Origin of the sequence: Moorena sp. SIO3B2 (genome assembly GCF_010692525.1) — a bacterium.
In the GTDB taxonomy this organism is placed as follows: Bacteria; Cyanobacteriota; Cyanobacteriia; order Cyanobacteriales; family Coleofasciculaceae; genus Moorena; species Moorena producens.
Genome location: NZ_JAAHHE010000620.1, coordinates 1 through 2,735, shown reverse-complemented (window position 1 = coordinate 2,735; position 2,735 = coordinate 1). Strand labels below are relative to the sequence as shown.

The 2,735-nt window shown below is 43.0% G+C and carries 3 pseudogenes; all 3 read right to left on the bottom strand.

What is annotated here, in order from left to right:
- Positions 1-130: pseudogene (locus tag F6K38_RS39000) on the bottom strand (SDR family NAD(P)-dependent oxidoreductase); the annotation flags it as partial.
- A 40-nt stretch (positions 131-170) separates the two neighbouring features.
- Positions 171-1,576: pseudogene (locus F6K38_RS44655) on the bottom strand (RNA-guided endonuclease InsQ/TnpB family protein).
- 86 nt (positions 1,577-1,662) lie between these two features.
- Positions 1,663-1,981 (bottom strand): annotated as a pseudogene (locus tag F6K38_RS38985) (SDR family NAD(P)-dependent oxidoreductase); the annotation flags it as partial.
- Positions 1,982-2,735 lie beyond the last annotated feature (754 nt).

The window sequence follows — 2,735 nt, the reverse complement described above, 5'->3', positions numbered from 1 at the left end:
TCGGTGCTGCTACTTTACCCATCAAACTAGAAACATTTACAATAGTGCCTTCTCGTCGTGCTGCCATGCGTCGCCCAATTAGACGAGTCATCGTGTACATACCCATTAAATTTGTGGCGATTTCTTCCTTTGACATCCTCCCCGGCATGAATGCGCGGGGATTCCAAACCTCACGATTTGGGTTTCCTCTTTCTGTTTCTTCGAGCTGGTTTACTTGGTTGAGTTTCCCCACTCAAGTAGTGACCAATCTCTCCAGAGGCGTTAATTTCCGTCTGCCCGACGGTATTTGATAGCTGTTTAAGTGCAGATTTAAGAATGTTGTTCGCGTAGCGTCGGCTTCGCCGAATCGCAGCGTTATGATCCCGATCTGCTAGATACCCACAGTGAGGACACTCATGAGTTCTAGTGCTAAGAGTTTTGATAACTTTCTCCCCACAATTCGAGCAATTCTGGGAAGTATATGCAGGCTCAACAGCAATAACTGGAACTCCATAAATTCTGCCAAAATACTCTAACCATTCCCTAAATCTGTACCAAGCAGCATCCGAAATCGATTTAGCTAGTTTGTGGTTCTTAACCATGTTGCGTATCCGTAGGTTTTCAATCGCAACCAAGTCGTGAGACCGGATGACGTGTTGAGCTAATTTACAAACCCAATCGTTACGTCTGCGTGACACCTTTAGATGTGCTCTACCTAATCGGTTTCTGGCTTTTTTTCGGTTTTGACTTCCTTTTTGGGTTCGAGATAATCGACGTTGCAGCTTCTTGATTCTACGTTCGTCACTCCTGAGAAACCGAGGATTGTCTATCTGTTCGCCAAATGAATCAGTGTAGAAAAAGTTAAGACCTACATCTAGCCCGGTCTGTTTTCCTGTTAGAGGTTGTCTGAGAAGTTTCATTTGTTACATCCAAGCCCCCTAAATCCCCCAATTTTGGGGGACTTTTAGAAGCAAATTGACTCTTGTTCCCCCCAAAGTTGGGGGGCTAGGGGGGCAAAATTCAGTATAAAAAAACTTTTCAGATATCCTCTTAGCTCTTTTGTCTCCTCTCTAGTCTGGTCGATCAAAAATTGTGCGTAATACCCATCATGCCTTCTAATCACTCTTACTCGTTTAATTTGTTTGAGTTGATAGAAGTGGAGATCTCGACTCCCCCAAAGTTTGAACGTACCCGATTTAAACTTGTCTGAAAAGGTTAAATAACGCCTATCTTCAGAGAGTTTCCATCCGGAAGTCTTGTATTCGACAGATGCTCGAACTTGGTATTTCTTAAACTTTGGGAAACCTTTCTTGCCAGGTATCTTTTGCTTGCAATTTCGATAGAACCGTTCAATTGATGCCCAGGCTCTTTCCGCGTGCGCCTGTCGAGCCATCGAGTTGAGCTTGCTTACCCAGGGGAACTCTGGGTTGTCTGATAGCACTTTGCAGTAGCTATAGGCATCGTTGCGACTTTTGATTTGACCATCCATCCACGCTCTGACAATGCTGTTGCGAACAAACAACCCTGTACGGATAGCTTCATCAAGCCGACCATACTGGGATTCCGTTCCTTGCAGCTTCATTTCGTAGATGATCATGATTATCGCTATTGCTCACGATAAATATGATAGCACAAAGTTAACCGTCCTAGAAGGACGGGGCTTTAGACCCGCTTTTTTTTTGGTAAATTTTGCAGTTTGGATTCTAGAAAAGGAGCTTGATGAGCAACGCCAGCACAGTTAACCAACAAATCAATTGGTCCGTAACTTCGCCAAGCTCGTGCGATTGCAATATTGACTCCTACTATTTGGGTTAGATCTAAGACGAGCGTCACAACTAGTACACCTTGTCGTTCAATCTCAGCCGCCACTTCTGCTAAACTTGCGATTTCGCGCCACCAACAGTAAGCGTCTTATTCCTTGTTGGGCTAACTCCAGAGCGATCGCTCTGCCAATACCACGAGAGGCTCCGGTAACCAGAGCAGTTTTCCCCTGAATCTTCATGTGCTACAATACCTATAGTTGAAAATAAGTAAAAGTTAAAAACCAGCAAGCATCCGATGCTAAGATGCTTCGCTAAAGCCACTGAGACTGAACTTAGCAACAGTAAAATTAGTCACCGTGAAGTTAGCCACCGTGAAAATTTGCTCCCACGCAACGGTTATCCGTAGGCAGTGCAAGATTGGTAAAGACTACCTACAAATAATTGATAATTGATGGCAACAGCCTTATCCCCGACCCTAGCTATCGGACTATTGGCTAAGGGAGTCAGAAAAGCGGCAATTTGCCATTCAGTCTGGTGGATAACTGGTTAAGATATTTCTCGCCGGTTTGTTGCGGAAACTTGGTAAGAATCAGTGGTCGAAATATCCTTTAAATCATTCTGGCATCACTTAATCGATCCGTAGCCAGAATCTGTGTTGATGTAGAGCATGGTTGGTACCCTCCTTGAAATGAGTATTAACCAGAAACTAAGCCATAAGCCTACAGTAACAACAGCAACTCTCAACTGCAACATATATTAACATAAAACTATTGTTTTTTACATTTATATACGAAAAATTCATACATCAATTAGGATGAAGCAGTTAGTCAATATTGGTTAAATCCATTACCAAATATAGGTTTGAGTCGTTTTATTCCTGAATTTTGTTTTTTTGTTCAATAAGAAAAAATATGAGAAAATTAACAAAGTGTTCAGGTAGATAGAAAAAATCCGCTCATCCTAGACCTGGCTAGTCGTGGGATCAGCGGGTCA